This is a genomic window from uncultured Campylobacter sp., from assembly GCF_938017705.1.
In the GTDB taxonomy this organism is placed as follows: Bacteria; Campylobacterota; Campylobacteria; order Campylobacterales; family Campylobacteraceae; genus Campylobacter_B.
The window spans coordinates 1-4325 of the sequence record NZ_CALIIS010000148.1; the positions used below are offsets into that span (position 1 = coordinate 1).

Here is a 4325-nt window from a genome sequence, read left to right on the forward strand (position 1 = left end):
TTTATTTTATGTCGTCTTTCGTGCCGCTATTTTTATATTTGATTGATAAAAATAACAAAAAAAATATTTTTTTTATGTTGGTTATCTTAGCTTGTTTTTCAGTGGTATCGCATATTATACGCTCTTACTCTTTTGTGCCGACTGTTCTTTTTGTTCTGATTTATTTATTTTTTAATTTAAAATCCTCTATAAAATATTACTATATTTCATTTTTAATATTAAGTATTTTTGCCGGCTATACTTCCTATAAGGTATATGAAAATAGCATTAATAATAAACTAATAGAGCTAAATGCGGATGCAAATTTAAATGATAAGCACGTTTTTTGGCATTCGGTATATATAGGCTTAGGTTATGTGGATAACGAATATATACCGCATTATCTTGACGAGGTAGCTATGCAAAAGGTTTATTCGATAGATCCTAGTATTGGGTATTTATCAAAAGAGTATGAAGAGGTATTAAAAAATGAAACATTTAAATTTATTAAAGAACATAAGATGATTGCGATACAAAATTTTGGGGCAAAATTCGGTGTTATGCTTTTATATTTTTTGATTTTTTCAAATATCGGATTTTATTGTTTTTGTGCCTCACTAAATAAAAAGAAAAAAGAATTTCTTATTCCGTGCTTATGCGCACTGGGCTTTAATTCGATTTTTGGATTTTTAGTCATACCTTCTATAAATTATCTAATAGGATTTATATCATTTAGTGTAATTTTTGCGATCTATTATATAGATAATTATATCAATGAAAAGAGGCTTTTAAATGATACAAGCAATAGTTAAAAAAGGCAAAGTTTTGGCGGAGCAGATACCGGCTCCAAGCGTTTCAAAGGGATGCGTTCTTATCAAAGTAATAAATAGCTGCATATCGGCGGGCACCGAGATAAGCGGCGTATCAAATAGCGGAAAGAGCTTGATCAGAAGGGCTTTAGAGCAGCCGGAGAACGTAAAAAAAGTCATGAACATGGTGAAATCCGACGGCATAGCCAGCGTCTATGCGAAGGTAAAGGGCAAGCTTGATAGCGGAAGTCCGACCGGCTATTCGCTTAGCGGCGTCGTCATAGCGGTCGGAGAGGGCGTTTCAAATTTTGAGATCGGGGAGCGCGTCGCCGCAGCCGGCGCGGGGCTTGCGAACCACGCAGAATACGTAGACGTGCCTAAAAATTTAGTTATGAAAATGCCGCAGGACATGGACTTTGAACGGGCTTGCACCGTGACGCTCGGCGGCATAGCGATGCAGGGCGTCAGGCGGATCGATCTAAGGCTGGGCGAGACCTGCGTAGTCGTGGGAGCTGGGATATTAGGGCTTCTTGCGGTGCAGATGCTTAAAATTTCAGGCGTGAGGGTCGCTGTCAGCGATTTTGACGATAGGCGCTTGCAGATAGCTAAAGAATACGGAGCCGAGCTCGTTATAAATCCGTCAAGAGAGGATTTGCTAGACGTCGTTGCGTCTTGGAGCGGCGGATACGGCGCCGACGGAGTGCTATTTACCGCTGCTACGAGCAGTAGTGAGCCGCTATCGCAAAGTTTTCAGATGTGCAAGAAAAAGGGCAGAGTAGTACTTGTAGGCGTAGCCGGCATGCAGATCAATAGAGAGGATATGTATAAAAAGGAGCTTGATTTTCTCATCTCCACATCCTATGGCCCCGGTCGCTACGACAAGAGCTACGAAGAGCAGGGGCTTGATTATCCGTTTAGCTACGTAAGATGGACTGAAAATCGAAATATGAGCGAGTATCTAAGGCTGGTAAATGAAAATTCGATAAAGCTGGATAAGCTCATAGACGCAAAATACCCTATCGAGCAGGTAACGGAGGCGTTTGAGTCGCTACAGACTTCGCAGAATAAGCCGCTCATGGTTTTGCTTGACTACGGCGAGGCAAATTTAGCCGAGCTTGATAGCTATCTAAATCACGATAAAAAAATCATTATAAGCTCCGCGCCAGTAAACAGGGATGTGATAAACGTCGCATTCGTCGGCGTCGGCGGATTTGCCACCGGTATGCACCTGCCTAATATCTCAAAGCTTACAGATAAGTATAAAATTTACGCGATCATGAACCGAAGCGGACATAAAGCAAAGGCGGTGGCGCAGCAATATGGAGCAAGCTACGCTACTTCAAATTTAGACGATATTTTAAACGATAAAAACGTTGATCTGGTGATCATCTCCACAAGGCACGATAGCCATGCGGAGCTTACTTTAAAGGCGCTTGAAGCGGGCAAAAACGTATTTGTAGAAAAGCCGCTTGCGACAAATAAAGAGGAGCTTGAAAAGATAAAGAAATTTTACGCTGAGGGAGGCAACAAGCCCCTTTTATTCGTGGGATTTAACAGGCGATTTAGCGCCTACGTGCAGGAGATAAAAAAGCACACGGACGCTAGAATAAATCCTATGATAATTAGATATAGAATGAACGCGGGCTACATACCGATGGATCACTGGGTGCATGAAAACGGCGGTAGAATGGTGGGCGAAGCGTGCCACATAATAGATCTGATGACGGCGCTAACGGGAAGCGAGATAGAGAGTGTATTTTCGCAGGCTATCACGCCGAGTAATGAAAAATATAGCGCCGAGGATAACAAATCCATCGTCTTAAAATACAAAGACGGCTCGGTGGCAAATATCGAGTATTTCGCAAACGGCAGCAAGGAGCTAAGCAAGGAATTTATGGAGGTTCACTTCGACGGCAAGAGCATCGTTTTGGACGATTATAAAAGCCTAAAAGGATATGGAGTGGGGCTGAAAGAAATTTCAACGAGCGTAAGCCAAAAGGGGCAGCCCGAAGAGCTCGAGGCGTTATTTGAGACTCTGAAAAAAGGCAAAAGCTGGCCGATAGAGCTTTGGGACATGGTACAGACGACGGAAATAAGCTTTATATTGTAAATTCGGATCAAAATAATGTGTGGAATAGTCGGCAAGGTCTCTTATAAAGGAATAATGCAGAAAGATATTGATGATATAAAAAATATGTCAAGCGCAATAATACATAGAGGGCCCGACAGCGAAGGTTTTTACTCTGATGAGAATGTTGTATTTGGACACAGAAGACTGTCTATACTAGATCTATCTACTACAGCTAATCAGCCGATGACCGATGATGAAAATACTTTAGTTTTGATTTTTAACGGTGAAATTTATAACCATTTAGAGATTAGAGAGAAATTAAAATCAAAATATAATTTTAAAACGGATCACTCTGACACCGAAACTATTCTATATGCCTATAAAGAATGGGGGTTAGAATGTATAAAATACTTTAACGGTTTTTTTGCTATTGCCTTATACGATAAAGTAAAAATGGAAACTATTCTTATTAGAGACAGGATGGGTAAAAAGCCGTTGTTTTTTACTATGAGTAATAATGCTCTATATTTTTCTTCAGAAATTCATGCATTTTTTAAAGCAGGCATAGTGGAGAAGTGTATTAATGAGGAGGCGATATATAATTATCTGACATTTTTAACTACCAATGCTCCTGATACTTTTTTTGCTAATATTTATAAATTAGAATGCGGTCATTATTTAAAAATTACAAAGAATAAAATAGAAAAAGTAAAGTATTGGAATATTGCAGATTTTATTAATGTCGACAATGCGGATAATTTTTTACAGGCTACCGAAAAAACTGAAGATCTGCTTGTAAAATCAATGAAATATAGAAATATAGCGGACGTCGATATAGCTATAGCGCTTAGCGGCGGTATAGATAGCTCTTTAAATTTGTTTTATTCAAGTAAAGATGGCGGATAGATGCGATTAATATAAGTTATGACGCAGATGATGTATATGACGAATCAGAAATAGCGCAAAAATTTTCGAAAGAACTTGGCGTAAAATTTATTAAAAGCATTATTTCTGCCAACGATTTTGAAGTGTTGGCGAAAGAATATATAACTAAGCAAATAGATAGCCCTACCGGGGATGTAAATTCCGCATTGCTGTATTTCCTATCAAAGCTTAGTAAAAGCAATAGTCTTAAAGTTATGATCGTCGGCGAGGGTGGTGATGAGATGGGCGGTTATCCTATATATGAAAAATTAAATAAAGAATATAATATTTTGAAGCATTTTAAGAATTTAAATTTTATGTTTAAAAGCCTGTCAGAGAAATTTGCTAGAAAGTTTGATATTTTCTATAATAATGACATTATTTCTAGGCGCCACATACATGGCTTTACCGAATTTGAAAAAAGAAGTTTTTGGTTGAGCGATAAGTCTTTTAATTCATACAGAATTCTACATAATTATATGTCTGAAATAAGAGATGATTTACCTGATAGTTTTTTAAGAAAAATTCTTAATGTTGAATAT

Annotated in this window: 4 protein-coding genes; all 4 read left to right on the forward strand. The window is 38.3% G+C overall.

The genetic code is table 11. The features are described 5' to 3' along the window. Positions 1–791 (forward strand): hypothetical protein (locus tag Q0605_RS07540; protein WP_298705688.1); only part of this gene is annotated, 791 nt, incomplete at its 5' end. Then, positions 772–2898, forward strand: coding sequence for a bi-domain-containing oxidoreductase (locus Q0605_RS07545; RefSeq protein WP_298705691.1), 2127 nt, complete (start codon positions 772–774; stop codon positions 2896–2898). The genes Q0605_RS07540 and Q0605_RS07545, both read left to right, overlap by 20 nt. Before the next feature lie 54 nt (positions 2899–2952). Then, on the forward strand, positions 2953–3765 hold the full coding sequence (locus Q0605_RS07550; protein ID WP_298705694.1) for an asparagine synthetase B: 813 nt from the start codon (positions 2953–2955) through the stop codon (positions 3763–3765). 11 nt (positions 3766–3776) lie between these two features. After that, positions 3777–4325: asparagine synthase-related protein (locus Q0605_RS07555; RefSeq protein ID WP_298705697.1), on the forward strand; the 549-nt coding region annotated here is incomplete at its 3' end.